The organism is Streptococcus parasanguinis ATCC 15912, from assembly GCF_000164675.2.
Lineage (GTDB): Bacteria > Bacillota > Bacilli > Lactobacillales > Streptococcaceae > Streptococcus > Streptococcus parasanguinis.
Genome location: NC_015678.1, coordinates 883,921 through 904,227, shown reverse-complemented (window position 1 = coordinate 904,227; position 20,307 = coordinate 883,921). Strand labels below are relative to the sequence as shown.

Annotated in this window: 16 protein-coding genes; 8 read left to right on the top strand and 8 right to left on the bottom strand. The window is 40.8% G+C overall.

The window, feature by feature from the left end; all coding sequences use genetic code 11:
• Window positions 1–38: 38 nt before the first annotated feature.
• Window positions 39–1,388 carry a glutathione-disulfide reductase gene (gene gorA / locus HMPREF0833_RS04310; protein ID WP_013903882.1) on the bottom strand — a complete coding sequence of 450 codons (1,350 nt, stop codon included), beginning with the start codon at window positions 1,386–1,388 and terminating at the stop codon, window positions 39–41.
• Between the two features lie 179 nt (window positions 1,389–1,567).
• Here gorA and HMPREF0833_RS04305 point away from each other — a divergent pair, with 179 nt between their 5' ends.
• The 4 genes from HMPREF0833_RS04305 to lysS all read left to right on the top strand — a co-directional run bounded on the left by HMPREF0833_RS04305 (window position 1,568) and on the right by lysS (window position 6,504).
• The gene (locus HMPREF0833_RS04305; RefSeq protein WP_013903881.1) at window positions 1,568–2,725 is read left to right on the top strand and encodes an efflux RND transporter periplasmic adaptor subunit; all 1,158 of its coding nucleotides are present in this window, start codon (window positions 1,568–1,570) and stop codon (window positions 2,723–2,725) included.
• The gene (locus tag HMPREF0833_RS04300; RefSeq protein WP_003002759.1) at window positions 2,709–3,404 is read left to right on the top strand and encodes an ABC transporter ATP-binding protein; all 696 of its coding nucleotides are present in this window, start codon (window positions 2,709–2,711) and stop codon (window positions 3,402–3,404) included. The genes HMPREF0833_RS04305 and HMPREF0833_RS04300 overlap by 17 nt, the downstream gene beginning before the upstream one ends.
• Entirely contained in the window at window positions 3,404–4,741 is a 1,338-nt protein-coding gene (locus tag HMPREF0833_RS04295; RefSeq protein ID WP_013903880.1) for an ABC transporter permease, read from the top strand. Before HMPREF0833_RS04300 ends, HMPREF0833_RS04295 begins: the two co-directional genes overlap by 1 nt.
• Window positions 4,742–5,013: 272 nt before the next feature.
• Window positions 5,014–6,504 (top strand): lysine--tRNA ligase, encoded by a 1,491-nt coding sequence (lysS, locus tag HMPREF0833_RS04290; protein ID WP_013903878.1) that lies wholly within the window; start codon window positions 5,014–5,016, stop codon window positions 6,502–6,504.
• A 36-nt stretch (window positions 6,505–6,540) separates the two neighbouring features.
• Here the strand turns inward: lysS and HMPREF0833_RS04285 are convergent, their stop codons facing one another.
• From HMPREF0833_RS04285 to HMPREF0833_RS04275, 3 genes are all read right to left on the bottom strand, one after another.
• Window positions 6,541–7,164 (bottom strand): histidine phosphatase family protein, encoded by a 624-nt coding sequence (locus HMPREF0833_RS04285; protein WP_041818318.1) that lies wholly within the window; start codon window positions 7,162–7,164, stop codon window positions 6,541–6,543.
• Between the two features lie 22 nt (window positions 7,165–7,186).
• Window positions 7,187–7,660: an aminoacyl-tRNA deacylase gene (locus HMPREF0833_RS04280; protein WP_013903876.1), complete on the bottom strand. Its 474-nt coding sequence runs from the start codon at window positions 7,658–7,660 to the stop codon at window positions 7,187–7,189.
• Between the two features lie 141 nt (window positions 7,661–7,801).
• Complete coding sequence (locus HMPREF0833_RS04275; RefSeq protein WP_003016027.1) at window positions 7,802–8,677, bottom strand: GH25 family lysozyme; 876 nt, start codon at window positions 8,675–8,677, stop codon at window positions 7,802–7,804.
• Between the two features lie 247 nt (window positions 8,678–8,924).
• Here HMPREF0833_RS04275 and ftsW point away from each other — a divergent pair, with 247 nt between their 5' ends.
• From ftsW to tpiA, 4 genes are all read left to right on the top strand, one after another.
• The gene (gene ftsW, locus HMPREF0833_RS04270) at window positions 8,925–10,166 is read left to right on the top strand and encodes a cell division peptidoglycan polymerase FtsW (protein ID WP_013903874.1); all 1,242 of its coding nucleotides are present in this window, start codon (window positions 8,925–8,927) and stop codon (window positions 10,164–10,166) included.
• Window positions 10,167–10,220: 54 nt separating this feature from the next.
• Window positions 10,221–13,046 (top strand): phosphoenolpyruvate carboxylase, encoded by a 2,826-nt coding sequence (gene ppc, locus HMPREF0833_RS04265; RefSeq protein WP_013903873.1) that lies wholly within the window; start codon window positions 10,221–10,223, stop codon window positions 13,044–13,046.
• A gap of 276 nt (window positions 13,047–13,322) precedes the next feature.
• The gene (gene tuf, locus HMPREF0833_RS04260; RefSeq protein ID WP_003002543.1) at window positions 13,323–14,519 is read left to right on the top strand and encodes an elongation factor Tu; all 1,197 of its coding nucleotides are present in this window, start codon (window positions 13,323–13,325) and stop codon (window positions 14,517–14,519) included.
• A 165-nt stretch (window positions 14,520–14,684) separates the two neighbouring features.
• Window positions 14,685–15,443: a triose-phosphate isomerase gene (gene tpiA / locus HMPREF0833_RS04255; protein ID WP_013903872.1), complete on the top strand. Its 759-nt coding sequence runs from the start codon at window positions 14,685–14,687 to the stop codon at window positions 15,441–15,443.
• Between the two features lie 300 nt (window positions 15,444–15,743).
• On the opposite strand, the gene HMPREF0833_RS04250 is transcribed toward tpiA, so the two are convergent.
• From HMPREF0833_RS04250 to HMPREF0833_RS04235, 4 genes are read right to left on the bottom strand one after another with little or no spacing between them, the layout of a single operon-like run.
• Window positions 15,744–16,919: an aminoacyltransferase gene (locus HMPREF0833_RS04250; protein WP_003018889.1), complete on the bottom strand. Its 1,176-nt coding sequence runs from the start codon at window positions 16,917–16,919 to the stop codon at window positions 15,744–15,746.
• A 5-nt stretch (window positions 16,920–16,924) separates the two neighbouring features.
• Complete coding sequence (locus HMPREF0833_RS04245; protein ID WP_013903870.1) at window positions 16,925–18,136, bottom strand: aminoacyltransferase; 1,212 nt, start codon at window positions 18,134–18,136, stop codon at window positions 16,925–16,927.
• Between the two features lie 3 nt (window positions 18,137–18,139).
• A complete protein-coding gene (gene yidA / locus HMPREF0833_RS04240) occupies window positions 18,140–18,946 on the bottom strand; it encodes a sugar-phosphatase (protein WP_013903869.1) in 807 nt (268 codons plus the stop codon).
• Complete coding sequence (locus HMPREF0833_RS04235) at window positions 18,936–20,246, bottom strand: HD domain-containing protein (RefSeq protein ID WP_013903868.1); 1,311 nt, start codon at window positions 20,244–20,246, stop codon at window positions 18,936–18,938. Before HMPREF0833_RS04235 ends, yidA begins: the two co-directional genes overlap by 11 nt.
• Window positions 20,247–20,307 lie beyond the last annotated feature (61 nt).

The window sequence follows — 20,307 nt, the reverse complement described above, 5'->3', positions numbered from 1 at the left end:
ATTGAGAGGCTAGGACTTTTGTCCCAGCCTCTTATTTTTTATCTCATTGTCACAAATTCTTCGGATCCGGTTGGGTGAATGGCGACAGTTGCATCGAAATCGGCTTTTGTCGCTCCCATCTTGATAGCAACTGCAAATCCTTGGATCATTTCATCGACTCCGTATCCAAGACCATGAAGGCCAACGACCCTTTCTTCGGGACCAGCAGTGATGAGTTTGAATTTTGCTTGCTGGCGATGTTGGGTTACAGCAGTGTACATGGAAGCAAATTGAGAAGTATAGACTTTAATATTCTCTTTTCCATAAGTTTGCTGGGCTTCTTCCTCTGTTAAGCCAACGGTACCGATAGCGGGGTGAGAAAAGACAACGGTTGGGATGTTTGTATAATCCATTTTGGCATTGACTTTTCCATTGAATAGTCGTTCAGAAAGAGTACGTCCAGCTTTAATAGCGACAGGAGTTAATTCTTTTTCTCCTGTAACATCCCCAAGAGCATAGATTCCTGGAATAACTGTATTCTGGTATTCATCCACTGCAATGAATCCTTTTTCATTTAAGGTGACGCCTGCAGCTTCTAGATTGAGATCCTGGACGTTTGGTTTTCGCCCTGTTGCCCAGATAACATGATCTGCCACGTGGCTGGTCATATCCTCAAAATAAATCTTCACACGACCGTCTTCAAATTTTTCAAGCTTCATGGGAACCTTATGTTTGTGAAGCGGAAGGTTTTGTTTTTCCATTTCTTCCATTAAGCCATCGACAATGTAGGAATCAAACTTTCTTAAGGGACGATCACCGCGAACGAAGAGATCGGTCTGAACACCTAGGGCATGGAGCACACCGGCTAGTTCCACTGCAATGTAGCCAGCTCCAATAATGGCAACAGATGTAGGAAGTTCTTCCCAAGCAAAGACATCATCAGACGTTTCGCCAAATTCAGCTCCAGGAACAGAAGGAATAAAAGGATGGGCACCGGTAGCAATTACGATATGCTTGGCCTTAATGGTTTCCCCATTGACCTCAACCGTATGAGCATCTACAAAACGGGCACGTCCTTCAATTCGTTCAACCTCATTGCGTTTGAAACTGCCATCATAGGAATTGCGAGAACGATCAATATAGGCTTCGCGATTCTTTCTTAAGGTTTCAAAATCAAATCTCATTTGTTCAGAAGTAAATCCATAGTCTGGTCCATAATCGCGAATAGCTTCTGCAATTTGTGCACCATACCACATAATCTTTTTAGGCACACATCCTCTGTTGACACAGGTGCCACCCAATTGTTTTTCTTCAATGACGGCAGCCCGCGCTCCGTGCTCCCCAGCCCGGTTCATTGTAGCGATTCCTCCACTACCTCCACCGATTGAAATAATATCAAATTCTTTCATGTTTTCCTCCTAAATGGGATTTCAGTTTGATTGTAATATCAACTGTTACAAAAGTCAAGGGTTTAGCATGTTACCAAGCATTTAAATTTCATTTTGCCGTGTCAATTTTAGATAGAAAAGTAAGGAAATATGGTATACTATGGTATAGAATAAAACGCTTTCTTTGATGGAGAAAAACGATGAAGAAATTGAAAAAATGGCAACTATTTACAGCTGCAGGTGCAGCTATTGTGGTGATTGGAACAGGAAGTGTGATGATGTTTTCGCACCCAAGTACACCCGATCAAGCAATCACGAAAGAAACTCCAATGGTGCAAACGGTCAAGGATGGATCGATCGCTTCTTCAGTCTTGTTAACTGGGAAAGTCACTGCCAACCAGGAACAGTATGTCTATTTTGATGGAACCAAAGGGGATTTGCAGTCGATTTTGGTCAATGTAGGAGATCAAGTAACAGCCGGTCAGCCGATTGTTCAGTATAGCAGTACAGAGGCTCAAACCGCTTATGATGCAGCCGTTCGTGCTGTCAAAAAGGCAGATCGTCAGTTAAATGACTTACTGACAAATGGTGTGACCATTGATACGACAGGAGATGAAGAAGCAGATGCCAAATCAGCTTCGCAGACACAACGAACAGTCGATTCCCAAGCTAGTGATTTACGAGATGCCAAGTTGGATGCGGTCGATAATATGAACAAGGCCAAGGCTCTTCTGGATGCGACAACGGTCAAGAGTAACACAGATGGCACTGTGGTCGAAGTTAATAAAGATGTTTCAAAATCGACTACAGGGACCAACCAAACTCTGGTTCACATTGTGAGCAACGGAAATTTACAAGTCAAAGGGGAATTGTCTGAATACAATTTGGCCAATATCTCTGAAGGTCAGGAAGTGGTCCTCACTTCCAAGGTTTATCCGGATAAAACCTGGACAGGAAAGATTTCTTATGTAGCGAACTATCCGACCGAAGCGGGTCAAGCAGGTGCCAATGCAGCAGGTGGAACACAAGGAAGCGGTGGAGCCAAGTACCCATTCACAGTGGATATTACCAGTGAGATTGGGGAACTCAAACAAGGCTTTTCTGTCAATATTGAAGTCAAAAGTTCTACTCAACATCCCCTTGTTCCCGTGACGAGTGTCATGGCTGATGGGGATACGAGTTATGTATGGACGGTCGAAAATGGCAAGGCTAAGAAAGTAAAAGTAACTCTTGGTAACGCCGATGCTGAAAATCAGGAAATCTTGTCAGGCTTGAAGAAAGATGCTCAAGTTATTGTGAATCCTAATGAGAAACTGGAAGATGGAAAAGAGATCGGAAAATATGACAAAATTGATTGAACTAAAAGGAATCAATAAAACCTATAAAAATGGAGACCAAGAACTTCGTGTCTTAAAAGACATCGATTTAGAAGTCGAAGAGGGCGAGTTTGTGGCCATTATGGGCCCGTCTGGTTCAGGAAAATCAACCTTGATGAACGTCATTGGCCTGCTGGATCGCCCGACCAGTGGAGAGTATTTTCTAGAAGGTCAGGAGGTTGGAAATCTCAGTGAGAAAAAATTAGCGCGTGTTCGAAATGAACAGATCGGTTTTGTCTTTCAACAATTCTTTCTTCTCTCCAAGCTCAATGCTTTTCAAAATGTAGAGCTCCCTCTCATTTATGCAGGAGTTCATCCTGCTAAACGGAAGGAATTAGCTGAGCAATACCTTGAAAAGGTAGAGCTCCATTCTCGCATGCACCATTTGCCTTCAGAGCTCTCAGGAGGTCAAAAACAGCGGGTTGCTATTGCTCGAGCCCTTGTCAATCAGCCAGCCATCGTCTTAGCAGATGAGCCGACTGGAGCCCTAGATACCAAGACGGGGGAGCAAATAATGGACTTGTTAACCAAGCTAAACCAAGAAGGAAAAACCATTATCATGGTTACACACGAGCCAGAAATTGCAGCCTTTGCGCATCGTCGCATCGTCATTCGTGATGGAGTGATCTCCTCAGATAGCAAGCTGGAAAGGGGGACCTAATGCAAAATTGGAAATTTGCGATCAGCTCGATTATGAGTCATAAATTACGGTCTTTCTTGACCATGGTAGGGATCATTATTGGGGTTGCTTCTGTCGTTGTCATCATGGCTCTGGGAGATGGTATGAAAGCTGGTGTCACCAAGACTTTTACCAAGGACCAAGAGTATGTACAAATCTCTTATTCTCCCAACAAGAGTGGCTATGTGACAGGAATCAATATTGGCCCTTCTGAAGATACAGGTGAGGGTGGAGGCGAAAGTGGCCCTGCAGCTGAAGATCGAGGGATGGCTGCTCCATCAGATATCGATGGGGAAAATGCTGAAGATGTTGATGGTCAAGTCCAAGAAGCACCACCAGTTGTGCAAGAATCTTGGGTCAAGGAATTAACCAAGATTCAAGGCATCGATGGTTACTATGTTGGCAATACCTCCAATGCAACCATTGCTTTTCAAAAGAAAAAAGCAGACGGTGTGAACATCCAAGGGGTAAATGAGACCTATTTTTCTGTCAAAAAGGTTGAGCTCTTATCTGGACGAAAATTAACCCCTTCAGACTATAGTAATTTCTCACGGGTGGTGCTCCTTGATGAAGGATTGGCCCAACAATTATTTGGAACGGAGAATCCACTGAATCAGGTGGTCTCTGTTGGAGACAACAATTATCGTGTTGTTGGAATTTTCAAGGATCCAAATGCAGGGACAGCCCTCTATGGAGCTTCTTCAGGTGGCAGTGCCTTGATGGCCAATACCCAGCTGGCATCTGAATTTGGAACGGATGAAATTCAAAATATTGTCGTCCATGTGCCGGATGTGAAGCAAATTAAAACCGCTGGGATCGAGGCTGCTCAAAAGCTAACAGAACTTTCAGGTGTTCGCCAAGGAGAATTCCAAATCTTTAATTTGGATAGCATCCTAGAGGAAACCAACAAAGTAGTAGGAATTATGACGACAGTGATCGGTGCCATTGCAGGGATTTCTCTCTTAGTTGGTGGGATTGGAGTCATGAATATCATGTTGGTTTCTGTCACTGAGCGGACGAGAGAAATTGGCCTTCGCAAAGCATTGGGTGCAACTCGGGGTAAGATTCTGGTTCAATTTTTGATTGAGTCTATGGTCTTAACCATCATTGGTGGGCTAATTGGACTTGGCCTTGCTTATGGTGTGAATAGCTTGATTACAACACTCGCAGCAGCCTCCCTAGAAGGACCACCGATTATTTCCTTAAATGTCGCTATCGGCAGTATTATTTTCTCTGCTTTTGTAGGCATTATCTTTGGAATTTTACCAGCGAATAAGGCTTCTAAGTTAAATCCGATCGAAGCACTGCGATATGAATAAAAAAAATGGGAGCGAGTCAGGATGAATGGTTCAAGATTCTCCACGCTCCTTTTTGCTGCTGTTGTGGAATAGCTTGTCGAAACCTTTTCAATCATCTCGTCTTATACAGGTCAAACTATTTGGACAGTCAACGACGGTCTTCAGATGTTTTTGAGTATTCATTCAAGAAGCTGCATTTTTTCTTCCATCTTATTTTTGTTTAAATGGTAAATATTAGTGAATTTCTGGTCTAAATATGATAGAATAGGGGAGAATAACTTAGGAGGTTCCAAATGACTACTGAACATATGGAAGAATTGAATGACCAGCAGATTGTCCGTCGTGAGAAAATGGCGGCCCTTCGTGAACAAGGAATCGATCCATTTGGGAAGCGATTCGAACGTACTGCAAATTCAGGTCATTTAAAAGAAAAATATTCAGAATTAGATAAAGAACAACTCCACGACTTGAACGAAACAGCTATTATTGCTGGTCGTCTTGTTACCAAACGTGGAAAAGGAAAGGTTGGCTTTGCCCATCTTCAAGACCGTGAAGGTCAAATTCAGATCTACGTTCGTAAGGATGCTGTTGGAGAAGAAAACTACGAGATCTTCAAAAAAGCAGACCTTGGAGATTTCCTTGGTGTTGAAGGGGAAATCATGCGCACAGACATGGGTGAACTTTCGATTAAAGTAACTCATATCACTCACTTGTCAAAAGCCCTTCGTCCCTTGCCTGAAAAATTCCACGGACTTTCAGACGTTGAAACCATCTATCGCAAACGTTATTTGGATTTGATTTCAAACCGTGAAAGCTTCGAACGCTTTGTAACCCGTTCAAAAATCATCTCTGAAATCCGTCGTTATTTAGATGGTCAAGGATTCCTTGAAGTGGAAACACCAGTGCTTCACAATGAAGCTGGTGGTGCGGCTGCCAAACCATTTATCACTCACCACAATGCACAAAACATTGACATGGTGCTTCGAATCGCGACGGAGCTTCACTTGAAACGTTTGATTGTTGGTGGGATGGAACGCGTTTACGAAATCGGACGGATCTTCCGTAACGAAGGAATGGATGCCACTCACAACCCTGAATTCACTTCGATCGAAGTGTACCAAGCTTACGCTGACTTCCACGATATTATGGACTTAACAGAAGGCATTATCCAACATGCTGCGAAAGCGGTCCATGGTGATGGTCCAATTGACTACCAAGGAACAGAGATCAAAATCAATGAACCATTCAAACGGGTTCATATGGTTGATGCGATTAAAGAAATCACAGGTGTTGACTTCTGGCAAGACATGACCTTTGAAGAAGCTGTAGCACTGGCAAACGAAAAACATGTACCAGTTGAAAAACACTACACAGAAGTGGGACAAATTATCAATGCCTTCTTCGAAGAATTCGTTGAAGAAACTTTGACACAACCAACTTTTGTTTATGGTCACCCAGTAGCAGTGTCACCTTTGGCTAAGAAAAATCCAGAAGACCCACGCTTCACTGACCGTTTCGAACTTTTCATCATGACTAAAGAGTATGCGAATGCCTTTACGGAATTGAATGATCCGATCGATCAATTGCAACGGTTCGAAGCGCAAGCGCGTGCTAAAGAATTGGGAGATGATGAAGCTACAGGCATCGACTATGACTATGTTGAAGCCCTCGAATATGGTATGCCACCAACAGGTGGACTTGGAATTGGTATTGACCGTCTCGTTATGTTGTTGACAAATGTAACAACAATTCGCGACGTCCTTCTCTTCCCAACTATGAAATAAGCTAAAAGAAAACACTGATCGCAAGATCAGTGTTTTTTAGTCTTCCATATAAGAAGTGTCGTTCCAAGTGTCTAAGTGATAGTGCTCAAAATCATCTGTTGTCAAAATCGTCACGCTGGCATTGTCTAGTCCGCCATTTTTGCGGAGTTCTCCTGTTTCATAACCAAGCAAGGTTCGAATAGAAGCTGTCAAATTAGCTCCGTGTCCAACGATGAGAACAGTATCGAGCTCTTTTCCTTTCAGGCTTTTTACAAAATCACAGGTACGTTTAGTCGTTTCATAGACTGATTCTGCATCAAAGATTTCATTTTGAAAGCGAGCGAGGTTATGGCGAAAGGCATCCATTTGTTGGGGATAGATAGCTGAAATGGTAGAAATTTTAGCCCCTTCCAGTTTTCCCAAATTCCACTCACGTAGAGCAGGCGTTGCTTGCAATTCTAGAGGTGTCTCCAATTGATCGAGGATGATCTGTGCGGTATGGACTGTTCGTGGCAGATCACTTGCAAATACTGCATCAAAAGGAACAGTAGCCAGGTGCTTTCCTAATTTTTCAAGCTGATGAATGGAGGCTGGTAACAACGGAGAATCGCCGTTTGATCCCTGAAAACGTCCCTCTTCATTCCATTCTGTCCGTCCGTGTCGAATAAAATATAGTTTCACAATCTTGGCTCCTTCTCTGTCTTTATTCCATAATATCTGCAAAAGTCGCTTTAACGAAGTCTGCTAGAAGTTGTGGTTTGATTTGAATACTATGGCCGATTTCCCCAGCAGATACGATCATGGTTTCTAACTGAAGGGCAGATTCATCGATAAAGATAGGAAAAGGATGCTTTTGACGAATGCCTACCGGATTATTGGCACCATGAATATAACCTGTTGTTTTTTCGAGATCCTTTTGAGGAATCATTGCCACTTTCTTATTTCCCGATAATTTGGCCAATTTTTTCTCTGAAAGATGCTCCGTGATAGGAATGATTCCAATCACTGGACCCGTTTTATCTCCTTTGAGAGCTAAGGTTTTGAAAATAGTAGAGCGATCAATACCTTCTGGTAAGATCCCTTCTAAAGCGTTGATTTGTAAGCCTATGTGCTCAATTTTTGCTTTAGTCAAGATCTGCTCGACCAAGGTTTTTTTCACTTTTTGTTTTTTTGCCATGGCTTTCTCCTTTTCTCTTTTTCTCTACAAAATCAGATTTCATTAGACCATTATAACATATAATAGCGGTGATATTGCTTTCTCCTTTAAAAATAGAAAACAGCAGAAAAAGTGAAGATCACTTGATCTGCTGTTTTAAGGCTATGAGGAAGAGCCATCTTTTTGTACCTTGAAAAGTTTCCGATAAATCGCTTCTTGGTCTTGCGTCGGAGCAATTTGGTTGAGATCCAAGTAGTGTGAGAATCCATTTAATTGCCCTTGAGAGGTATATTGATGCAAGTCATATTCCGTATTGGTATCTGGCGCAGCATTATAATAGCCATCATCAAATCCATATGTTGGAATCCAAAGAGCAGTAAATTTATCAGTGGAGATACTGTGTTCTTCCATGAAGTAGGTTCCGATATAGATTCCAATATTTTTTGCACCAAGAGCTTGTAGTTTTGCTCGGAAGGCTTCAACACCTGCATTCATATCCTTCATAGTTTTTTCCTCAACGTCTAACCAATAGTAGGTCGGCTTGTAAGGAGAAGCAGCCTTGTAAAATTCTTCTGCTTCTTTTTCCATTTCTTTTTTATCCTTAGCAGCGACATAAGCATAGACTGCGACAGGGATATTTCGTTTTTGGAATTCTTGGATATGGGTTTTAAAAGATTTATCCAGACCATTTAAGTAGGTTGCTGCATTTTCCTTTTTAGCTTGGGCTCCACTATGAACGCGAACAATCACACCTCCCACATTTTGGGAGAGGACATCGTAATCAATTTCGCTTGGCAATTGCCAGCCCGAGATATCAATGATTGGACGGCCAACCAGTTCTGGATTGATGTCTTCTTCTTTTTTTGAAGAAGAGCTTGCAGTGGTTGTTTTTCGAGGTGTATTGGAGTTCGGAATGGTTTTGGTTGTTTCTTGTCGCTCTCTTGCTTGCAGATCGGCAATCGTTCGTGAAAGAACGAGAAAAGAAATGATACCGATAAAAAAGACCAAGAGAACAGCGGGTTTTATCCTTTTTCTCATACAGAAACATTTTACCGTAAAAAAAACGAAAAGGCAAAACTTAATGCTTAAAAGATGCTGATTTCAGCCATTATTTTCAAAAAAAGGAATATTTTCATCGAAAAAGGATAAAAATATATGAAAATAAGAAGAATCAATAGAATATTACTTAAAAATAGAGAAGAAGCCGAATCTTTTCTGGCCTTTCCTTGGTTTTGCTTCTTAAAAATGATATAATGAAGGTTGAACATTAGGAATATGGTGAACTATGAAAATTGATAAAAGACATCTTTTAAATTATTCCATCCTCATTCCCTATTTGATTTTATCCATCATTGGTTTGATTGTAGTCTATTCGACAACAAGTGCCTTAGCGATTCAAAGTGGAGTGAGTTCGATCCGGATGGTGCGGACGCAGGGGCTCTTTTTTATCCTCAGTCTCTTGACCATTGCATTGATCTACAAGTTTAGTTTAAACTTTCTTCGAAATAAGAAAGTTTTAGCTGTTATTATCTTTATTGAGGTAATTTTGTTACTTCTTTCAAGGTTTGTTACTGATACGGTCAATGGGGCTCATGGTTGGTTGACAATTCCTGGAGGCTTCAGTATCCAGCCAGCGGAGTACCTTAAGGTTATTTTAGTCTGGTATTTAGCTTTAATTTTTTCTAAACGGCAAGATGAAATACGTGACTATGATTATCAAGCCTTGACCCATAATGAGTGGATTCCTAGGAATTTAACTGATTGGCGTTGGTTGACTTTGATTCTCATTGGAATCGTTGCTATTATGCCCGACTTAGGAAATGCAACCATCTTGGCTTTAACGGTCTTGATTATGATTACGGCTAGTGGAGTGGGGTACCGTTGGTTCACTTCTCTGCTTGGTTTAGTCGTTAGTGGATCGGCGATTATTCTTGGTTCAATTTGGATCATTGGTGTGGACCGTGTCGCTAAAATTCCTGTTTTTGGTTATGTAGCCAAACGTTTTAGTGCCTTCTTCAATCCATTTAATGACTTGACTGGTGCAGGTCACCAATTGGCCAATTCCTATTATGCCATGAGTAACGGTGGATGGTTTGGATTAGGCCTAGGAAATTCAATTGAAAAGCAAGGTTATCTACCTGAAGCACACACTGACTTTGTATTTGCGATTGTGATTGAAGAATTAGGTTTTGTTGGAGCTAGCTTGATCCTTGCACTCTTATTCTTCTTGATTCTTCGAGTGATCTTAGTAGGAATTCGAGCAAAAAATCCTTTTAATTCTATGATGGCCATTGGTATTGGTGGCATGATGTTGGTGCAAACCTTTATTAACATCGGAGGAATTTCGGGTTTGATCCCATCTACTGGGGTAACTTTTCCTTTCTTATCCCAAGGAGGGAACAGCTTATGGGTCTTATCTGTAGCTATTGCTTTTGTTCTTAACATTGATGCTAGTGAAAAAAGACTAAGAATGAAGCAGGAAGGAATCCTTTTTGAGGAGAAGGGTAAAATTAAATCTTATTACTAAATTTGTATTTGCTAGACTACGATCAATAAGACTACGATCAATAAAGGAGAAAAAATGGTCTTACAAAAATTAGAGAACTTTAGAAATAAAGACATTGTCAAAGAAGAAGCCGAAATTCTAACAGATCTATTGGATGATATTACTAAAAATCTTGTTTGTCCGGAGACATTTGAAAAAATTTCACAATTAAAGGATCTATCGAAAACAAAGAATTACCGTGACTTGAACCAATTAGTAGAACAATTGTCTAATGAAGAAATGACGGTAATCTCACGCTATTTTGCGATTTTACCACTGTTGATCAACATCTCTGAAGATGTCGATTTAGCTTATGAAATCAATCATCTTAATAATGTGGATGGCGATTATCTTGGGAAACTTTCTTCAACGATTAAAGAAGTTGCAAAAAATGAAGATGCACAAGAAATTTTAGAAAATCTAAATATTGTGCCCGTTTTAACGGCCCATCCGACTCAAGTGCAAAGAAAGACCATGCTGGATTTGACCAATCATATTCATGCTTTACTTCGCCAACATCGGGATGTTAAAGCAGGATTGATCAATGAGAATAAGTGGTATAATAACCTTCGTTGTAATATTGAAATCATGATGCAAACGGATATGATCCGTGATAAAAAATTGAAGGTGACAAATGAGATCACCAACGTCATGGAGTATTACAATAGTTCCTTCTTACAAGCTGTTCCAAACCTCGTGTTGGAATACAAACGTTTAGCAAAAGAACATGGTTTAGAGCTCGAACAACCACATCCAATTACAATGGGAATGTGGATTGGAGGAGACAGGGATGGAAATCCTTTTGTGACGGCTGATACTTTAAAACGTTCAGCAACCATTCAAAGTGAAGTCATTTTGAACTATTACATTGAAAAGATTTCTAAATTATACCGTCATTTCTCACTTTCAACTGGTCTCTCTAATACTAGTGAAGCGGTAGCTGAGATGGCTGCCTTGTCAAGTGATACGTCAGTCTTTCGCGAAAAAGAACCTTACCGTCGTGCTTTCCACTATATCCAATCAAAATTGATCCAAACCTTGGTTAACTTAAAAGAATGGACTATGGTTGGTGAAACAAGGGAAGACCGCTATGCGGTAGAGAGATTATTGGGAGCAAGTAATCACCAACAAGGGCCCGTTTCTGATTATATTGGTAATCGGATTTCAGGCGCCTTAAAAGAGATTTCTGCTAAAGAATCTCCAGCGTATGCGTCCGCTCAAGAGTTTAAAGAAGATCTTGAAAAGATTAAAGATTCCTTGTTAGAAAATAAATCAGAGTATTTGATTTCCGGTGAGTTTGCAGAACTCCTAGAAGCTATCGATGTCTTTGGTTTTTACCTTGCATCTATTGATATGCGCCAAGATTCTAGTGTGCATGAAGCCTGTGTGGCAGAATTGCTGAAATCAGCAGGGATTAATGATCATTATTCAGATTTATCAGAGGACAAAAAGTGTCAGATTCTCTTGAAAGAACTCTTAGAAGACCCACGTATTTTATCAGCAACCCATGCCGATAAATCTGAGTTGCTTGAAAAAGAATTGGCGATTTTCCAGACAGCGCGTGAATTGAAGGATCGCTTGGGTGAAGAAGTTATCCGTCAAAACATCATCTCCCATGCAACAAGCGTATCAGATATGTTGGAACTGGCAGTGATGTTAAAAGAAGTGGGCTTAATTGATATTGAAAAAGCACGTGTGCAAATTGTTCCATTGTTTGAAACAATTGAAGACTTGGATCATTCAGAAGAAACCATGAGAAGCTACTTGTCACTTCCAATCGCTAAACGTTGGATTGCTTCTAAGAATAATTACCAAGAAATTATGTTAGGTTACTCTGATTCCAATAAAGATGGTGGTTATTTGTCTTCTTGTTGGACCCTCTTTAAAGCTCAACAACAATTGACCGCAATTGGAGATGAGTTTGGAGTGAAGATCACTTTCTTCCATGGCCGTGGTGGTACCGTTGGCCGTGGTGGAGGTCCTACTTATGAAGCCATCACGTCTCAACCATTGAAATCGATTAATGACCGAATTCGCTTAACTGAGCAAGGGGAAGTAATCGGAAATAAATATGGAAATAAAGATGCCGCTTATTACAACCTTGAGATGCTCGTCTCTGCAACCATTAACCGAATGATTGCCGAACAAAAGAGTCCATTCTCTATGTTCGATCGTTTCGGGGAAGTCATGGATAAAGTCGTGAATCGTAGTTATGATATCTATCGTGATTTGGTCTTTGGAAATGAGCACTTCTATGACTACTTCTTTGAATCAAGTCCGATCAAGGCTATTTCTAGCTTTAATATTGGCTCGCGTCCAGCTGCTCGTAAGACTATTACAGAAATTGGTGGTTTACGTGCGATTCCTTGGGTATTCTCCTGGTCACAAAGTCGTGTGATGTTCCCTGGTTGGTACGGAGTAGGTTCTAGCTTTAAGGAATTTATCGATGAGGATCCTGAAAATATCGAAACTCTTCGATACATGTATAAAAACTGGCCTTTCTTCCAATCTCTCTTGTCAAATGTGGACATGGTCTTATCAAAAGCCAATATGGATATTGCCTTTGAGTACGCGCAATTGTGTGAAGAAGAAGAAGTGCGCAATATTTATCAAATTATCTTACATGAATGGCAATTGACGAAGGATATCATCTTGATGATTGAGGAACAAGACGAGTTGCTCGCGGAAAACCCTTATCTGAAAGAAAGTTTGGATTATCGGATGCCATACTTTAACGTCTTGAACTATATTCAGTTAGAATTGATTCGACGTCAACGGACTGGACAACTACCAGCCGATCAAGACAAGCTGATCCATATCACCATCAATGGGGTGGCTACAGGACTACGGAATTCAGGCTAAAAAATCGGAACAATTGTTCCGATTTTTTTGCTTTGGAAGGAAGTGATAGAAGATGATTAACGAGCTTGAATAGCAGGTTTTAAATGAGAATTTTCAAAGCTTGATCAAGATCTTTCTGTAAGATGACAAAATAAAAGAAAAGAAGAGGAATAATTAAGAAAATATAGGTAAAAGGCTTGCAATTTTATCTAAAATTCGATAGAATAGTAAGGAAAGTTAGACTGTATTGCCTACTGTCTATCTATAAAATATATTTTATTGGAGGCTTTTACTCAAATGGCAAAAGAAAAATACGATCGTAGTAAACCGCACGTTAACATCGGTACAATCGGACACGTTGACCACGGTAAAACTACCCTAACTGCAGCAATCACAACTGTTTTGGCACGTCGCTTGCCTTCATCAGTTAACCAACCTAAAGACTATGCGTCTATCGATGCTGCTCCAGAAGAACGCGAACGCGGTATCACTATCAACACTGCACACGTTGAGTACGAAACTGCTAAACGTCACTACGCTCACATCGACGCTCCAGGACACGCGGACTACGTTAAAAACATGATCACTGGTGCCGCTCAAATGGACGGAGCTATCCTTGTAGTAGCTTCAACTGACGGACCAATGCCACAAACACGTGAACACATCCTTCTTTCACGTCAGGTTGGTGTTAAACACTTGATCGTCTTCATGAACAAAGTTGACTTGGTTGATGATGAAGAATTGCTTGAATTGGTTGAAATGGAAATCCGTGACCTTCTTTCAGAATACGATTTCCCAGGTGATGACCTTCCAGTTATCCAAGGTTCAGCTCTTAAAGCTCTTGAAGGTGACTCTAAATATGAAGATATCATCATGGAATTGATGGATACTGTTGATGAGTACATCCCAGAACCAGAACGCGATACTGACAAACCATTGCTTCTTCCAGTCGAAGACGTATTCTCAATCACTGGACGTGGTACAGTTGCTTCAGGACGTATCGACCGTGGTGTTGTTCGTGTCAATGATGAAATCGAAATCGTTGGTATCAAAGAAGAAATCCAAAAAGCAGTTGTTACTGGTGTTGAAATGTTCCGTAAACAACTTGACGAAGGTCTTGCAGGGGATAACGTTGGTGTGCTTCTTCGTGGTATCCAACGTGATGAAATCGAACGTGGACAAGTTATCGCTAAACCAGGTTCAATCAACCCACACACTAAATTCAAAGGTGAAGTTTACATCCTTACTAAAGAAGAAGGTGGACGTCATACTCCATTCTTCAACAACTACCGTCCACAGTTCTACTTCCGTACAACTGACGTAACTGGATCTATCGAACTTCCAGCAGGAACTGAAATGGTAATGCCTGGTGATAACGTGACTATCGACGTTGAGTTGATCCACCCAATCGCCGTTGAACAAGGTACTACATTCTCAATCCGTGAAGGTGGACGTACTGTTGGTTCAGGTATGGTTACTGAAATCGAAGCTTAATTCGATCTAGTTCCCAGATTAACAATTATATAGACAGACAGAAAACCCCGTGAAGACGGGGTTTTTATTTTGGTAAAAAGGTAAAATGGGCTTGTGCAACCTTTCATTATGACGAAAATTATGGTAAAATAGATAGTATAAAATTAGAAAAAAGAGGTATGTGAAATGTCACGTAAACCATTTATCGCTGGTAACTGGAAAATGAACAAAAATCCAGAAGAAGCAAAAGCATTTGTTGAAGCTGTAGCATCAAAACTTCCTTCAGCTGATCTTGTTGAAGCTGGAATCGCGGCTCCTGCAGTTGACTTGACTACAGTACTTGCTGCTGCTAAAGGTTCAAACCTTAAAGTTGCTGCCCAAAACACTTACTTTGAAAATGCTGGTGCCTTCACTGGTGAAACTAGCCCACAAGTTTTGAAAGAAATCGGTACTGACTACGTTGTTATCGGTCACTCAGAACGTCGTGACTACTTCCACGAAACTGATGAAGACATCAACAAAAAAGCAAAAGCAATCTTTGCGAACGGTATGCTTCCAATCATCTGTTGTGGTGAAAGCCTTGAAACTTACGAAGCTGGTAAAGCAGCAGAATTCGTAGGTGCTCAAGTTTCAGCTGCTCTTGCTGGATTGACTGCAGAACAAGTCGCTTCAACAGTTATCGCATATGAACCAATCTGGGCTATCGGTACTGGTAAATCAGCTTCACAAGACGACGCACAAAAAATGTGTAAAGTTGTTCGTGACGTTGTAGCTACTGACTTTGGTCAAGAAGTGGCTGATAAAGTTCGTGTTCAATACGGTGGTTCAGTTAAACCTGAGAACGTTGCTGAATACATGGCTTGTCCAGACGTTGACGGAGCTCTTGTAGGTGGTGCATCACTTGATCCAGAAAGCTTCTTGGCATTGCTTGACTTCGTTAAATAATGACATAAAAAAAGGCGAGAGGTTTCTCGTCTTTTTTTATAGTAGAAAGAGGCTGGGCAAAAACTGTCCAGCCTTTGATGTTTGATAGGAATAAGTGCAAGACGCAGTGGTTGATTGGCATCTTTGTTCGCCTTTTAAGCTCAAAAGATGACCTAATGAGGGAAACAAAGTTTCCTTTATCCACAACCTTCAACAGTCTCCCAGACTGTTGAAGCTATGCGGGGGTGGGAAGATTGAAAAGGTTTGGGGAACCTTTTCAACTTTTTTTATTTTACGGAGTTCTTTCCCACTCCCTTTGAGTTAGGAACGTCCTAATAGTTTCTTAATGAGAGAAATCATTTTGTATTTAAGAGGATGGGGATAATAACGGAAGGTTCCCATCTTACGAACGATGTAGCCATTGAAGTTCTGTTTAAAACGAAGAACACCGTCTGACCCGTCAAAGATTCCTTGAATGCCTAGGAAGTTATATAAGGTGATCCCTTTTTGTAATGCTCGCTTCATTGCATGGTATTGAATCAAGAAAGCAGCAGAAAATTTCTGATATTTAGTATAAGATCCTCCAAATAAATAAGTGACTTCTGAGGGGGTATAGATTATGAGAGCACATGCTAAAGGAACTGTTTCAGATTCTTTACCAGCTAAAGTTTCCCGAACAATATTCTTTTGTTTCTCTAGTTTTTGTAATTGTTGTTCATATTGTTTGGCGGATGGATTTAGCAAGGAAATTTTCTGATCCAAGTGGGCAAGGGCAGCTGTTGAATTGATCTCAGCAACTACGAATTCCGCATTTGGACCAAAACTATCATACAAATCATAGTAGTAACTCAGACTTTTATCTTCAAAACCTTGTCTCTTACCAGTTTCCTCGATAATTTGTTTAAACTGAGGGATTTCTTCTCTGGTAATGTTTCGGATGGAAATATCATAGTTTAGGGCAGTCGTAATATTGCGACTACAGTTTTTGTTGAAGGATTTTAGTAGAGATTTTGAGTCAGCTTCCTTGATAGTTTTTAGATAGTGCCAAACAGGTTCTCCTCCAGGATAACCTGTTTGGAAACCATCATGTTGATAACCTAAGTTTTTAAGTGTATCTAAAAAATGGCTCTGTTCTTCACTGATTGGATTGCCGTCACTGTCAAAGGTTTGATAGTGATCATAGGGTTTAATAACTAGTTCAATAGCGCCATTTTTTTTCGCATAGCCTTTCAAGGCTGCATAGAAGGGTTCTAGCAGGGTTTCCTCTTGGTAGAGGGGTCCAGAATTGATTTCCATATGGAGACCACCAGTCATGGAAAGACTGTACAAAATAGCCGCTACTTGGACTTGATCGTTTTGTTTCCAAGCGATAAATTGAACGGTATTTCCTCGCTTTTCAAGCAAATCTGCCATTTCTACAGACTGGATGAAAGAGCGATGTGAGACGGTATTAGCAAATGAGGTGAATTCTTCTTTTGAAATTGTCGTGAGGGTCATGTGACTTATTTACTCCTTAATTTTTTCCGGATCTTGTAGGCCTTGTTTACAAGTGGATAGAGTGGACTGGTTGGAAGGTTGAATTCCCCAACAAATTCTTCTATGACAGGATTAAATTTTGATTTAAAATGATAGAGCCCCCCATCGAGTGAATTCTCAATACCTCCCATATTTTGCCAAGAAGCTCCCCGGTCAAAAGCGTGTTGGGCGGTTTCGTACCAGGTGAGGATGGCTGGTTGGTAACGACGAAATTCTTCATCCATTCCTGCATAAACATTTTCAGACGTCCCACCGAATTCAAGGGTTAAGGTCCCAGATAAAGGAACGACCTGTCTACCTGCTTGGAGATGTTGCTCAAGAAATTGCAGTTCTTCCTCTATGCGCTCTTTTTCTTTTTGGTTATTCTCAACCTTGCCAGGCTTTGTTTTTTCTGTGAATTTTTCAGCCTCAGCCTTGTTTTTTTCAAGATCTTTTGTAAGGGAGGTTTTCCGTTCTGCGAGATCTAGAGTAGATAAAGTAATGTAGGATTGTCCTTGGTAGGTTGTGAGCAGTTTTTCATAGTAGTCTTTTCCACGTAAATGAATACTTTTACGAGCTTCTGTCTTTTTCATGAGAGAAGCAAAGTCCTCTAACAATTCAGTCCCGCCAAATTGCACTTGGATCCCTTTGTTCCGAGCAGTTCGGATGGCTTGCCGAGTAGATTTTGAAAGATCTTGTTCGGTGAAATACTCTTTGTGGATATTCGCTTGAAAGCGTGGTTGGATATTTTCTGCCATATCACTTGTTCGACCAGTCCATTCAATCCCTTCTTTTGTTAAGGTATCGATCACCGCTTGCACTGCAGGAGTTTCTGTATTTTCTTGTCCAATCAAGTGTTTGCTCAAGAAAATACTTGGATCAAATTTCACAAACAAGGCCTTGTATTGCTTGGAAATTTTTTTAAGGGACTGGATCACATATGAAACCAGCTCTTTGTTTTGGTAGTCCATAATGGGGCCGCGAGGAATATAGAGCATGGAAAAACCAAGTGGCAGGGGTTGGATCAAGATGCTTGCAACAGCGACTAACTGGTCTTCTTGATAAAAACCAACCCGTTCATTTCCCCAATTATCTTTGATTTTTGCCCATGAGCTACTCTGCAAGAGGTTGGTCTGATTACTCTGAATGACAAATTCATCATGTTCGGTGGTAGAAATTCCTAGTTGGTAATGGTACATTTTTTATAATACCCACTTTCTAATGGCATATGCAACGCCAGATTCATCATTTGATTTGGTAATATGTGTAGCAATTTTTTTGAGGGCTGGATTTCCGTTTTCCATAACGACAGAATGACCGACAACCTCTAACATAGAACGATCATTTTCCTCGTCTCCAATGGCCATGGTTTCTTCATTCTTGATTCCAAGTTGTTTAGCCAAATGGAGAACTGCAGCACCTTTATTAGTAGTTTTTCCTAGAATTTCTAAATAAAAAGGAGCTGATTTGACAATCGTGAAACGATCCTGAAATTCTTTTGGGATTCTTTTTATCGCAATATCCAGAATTTCAGGTTCATCGATATACATGACTTTGACAAATTCTTTCTCTCTAACTTCTTCAGGAGTTCGGTAAAAAACTGGCATATTGACCAGTTGAGATTCATGAATGGTATAGCGCCCAATATCTCGATTACTGGTATAAATGCCGTCTTTTGTAATGGCATGAGAGTGAATCTGAAGCTTGTTTGCAAGAGACTCGATATCGAGATAGTCCTCATAGGTTAAGAGGTCTTTGATAAGTTCATTTCCAGTAGCAGTTTCTTGAACCAAGCCACCGTTAAAAGTAATGACATAGTCTCCAGGATCCATCAGATGGAGTTCGTTTAAGAGTTTTGAAACGCCTGCAATGGGACGTCCAGTTGTAATGACAATTTTGACTCCTGCGGCTTTAGCGTCTTGAATGGCTTCAAATACAGAAGGTGTGATCTCTTTTTTTGAATTGAGAAGTGTACCATCGATATCGATCGCAACTAATTTAATGGACATCCGTCTCTCCTGTAAAATAATCATTGGTGATGTAGGAAGTGAATTCCTCTACTTGCTTACTGAAAAGTCCATTAACCTCCAGCATTTCTTTTGGGAAATAGAAGCGGTTGTCCCCATAGCGAGTTCCTGCTAAAGCAGCGACGAGTGGAGACAACTGAGACAATTCAGCGAGACTCCCATCTTTTCGAATCATCTCGATCTGGGTCCGTGGCTTTTCAAGCTCTGGTCGATAAATATCGTAGGGCAGGTCGAAATTTTGATGAATAGCGGTGTAGTAGGTAGGATTAAACCCAACCTCTTTAATCAATTTTTCAAGGATTGCTAAGTCTTTTCGCTTATCTTCTGTAAATAGAATCGATTTGAAGACTTTCCGATTAATATAGCGCTGAGCAAGATCAGACAGGATGGTATCTGGACTATCCATCCAGACTTGGAAATAGGTATTCATCACACCGTCATCTAGGTTTAGGTAGTCTTGAATGGTGACCTCTTCTTCAAAAAATGGAATCAAGCGAGGTGAAGTCAGTTGAAAATACTCTTTCTGATCTGGATAAATGGTTCTGGCGCGTTTGAGTAGATTTTGAAGGAGGACTTCCATGGCACGAGTAGCTGGGTGGAAGTAGACTTGCATATACATTTGGTAACGGCTGACCACGTAATCCTCGACAGCATGCATGCCATTTTGTTGGAAGGCAATGCCATTTTCAATCGGACGAATGACACGCAAAATACGGGTCAAGTCAAATTTTCCATAGGAAGCACCCGTAAAGTAGGCATCTCGTAGCAAATAATCCATCCGGTCCACATCAATTTGACTAGAAATCAATTGCACCACTTGTTTATTGGGGTAGGTATGATCAATGACGCTGGCTACACGATTTGGGAAATCAGGTGCTACCTGTAAGAGGATCTGATTGACCTCCGTCTCTGGACTGGTGATGATCAGCTGAGTCATTTTTTCATGATCGGTCCCAAAGAGTCCTTCGAAGGTATGGGAATAGGCACCATGTCCAATGTCATGAAGAAGAGCGGCTGTCATGGTCAGTAAGTTTTCATCAGAATTCCATTGTTCTGCATATTTTTCCTCAAAAATAGACAGAATGCGTCTTGAAATTTCATAGGCACCAAGACAGTGAGAAAAACGACTATGCTCCCCACCGTGGAAGGTAAATCCAGATGTCCCTAGTTGTTTGATGCGGCGTAGTCGTTGAAATTCTTTACTATTTATTAATTGATAAATGATGGGATGATCCACATGAACGTAATCATGCACGGGATCGCGAAAGACTTTTTCATTCATGGGTCTATTATAGCAAAAAAAAGCCTATTTTGCGATCTAGAGGCTAATGGAGGCAGTCAAA